Annotated in this window: 1 pseudogene; it reads right to left on the bottom strand. The window is 74.7% G+C overall.

Annotation, left to right across the window (positions count from 1 at the left end):
• Positions 1 to 518, bottom strand: a pseudogene (locus D7Y13_RS42005) (hypothetical protein); the annotation flags it as partial.
• Between the last annotated feature and the right edge of the window lie 137 nt (positions 519 to 655).

The raw sequence follows: 655 nt of genomic DNA, 5'->3' as shown, positions 1-655 counted from the left end.
GCCCACGACCCCAGCCCGTGCAGCAGCAGGCCCGGCACCACCGCCACCACCACCGGCAACGGCTTGAACGGAGGCAGCGGCGCCTCCTCCCGCACCAGCCGGACGCGCGGCTCGGACACCCGGCCCCCACCACGCGACGGCACGTCTTCTTCCAGGGAGGCGGAACCAGACCGCTGGAGCTCACCGGCCTCCGCGTAGACCGGCACGCCGCCGTCGCGCTCGGGCGCCACCACCGGGCCGGACTCCGCCGCGGACGCCGTGGGCACGGGCCGGGGCCCATCCTCCTTCAACACCCGGGCCATCACCTCCGGCGGCACCACCGACGCCCGGGAGCCCTTGCGCACCGGCACGTCCCGGGGCACGTCGCTGCCGCCCAGCTCCGGGCTGCTCGCCAGCAGCTGGAACGCGGACAGCCACCCGCCCTCGTCCTGCGCCCGCGCACGCCCCGGGGCGAGCATCAGCCCGAGCACCACCGCGAAGGTGGCCACTCCATTCCACACCGGGCGCGCTTGCCCCATGGCCGTTGTCTCGCTTCCCTGGAGGCGGCCTTCCCGCCACCCCCATCCGGACCCGAGGTCCTGGATGGCGCAGGTGATAACCCCGCGCCCCGGAAGCGCTGAATGAAGCGCCGTGAAGAAGTGTGAACCGCGACAGC

Origin of the sequence: Corallococcus praedator (assembly GCF_003612125.1) — a bacterium.
Classification (GTDB): Bacteria; Myxococcota; Myxococcia; order Myxococcales; family Myxococcaceae; genus Corallococcus; species Corallococcus praedator.
Note: the sequence above shows the minus strand (reverse complement) of the source record. Positions and strands in the feature narration are given on the sequence as shown.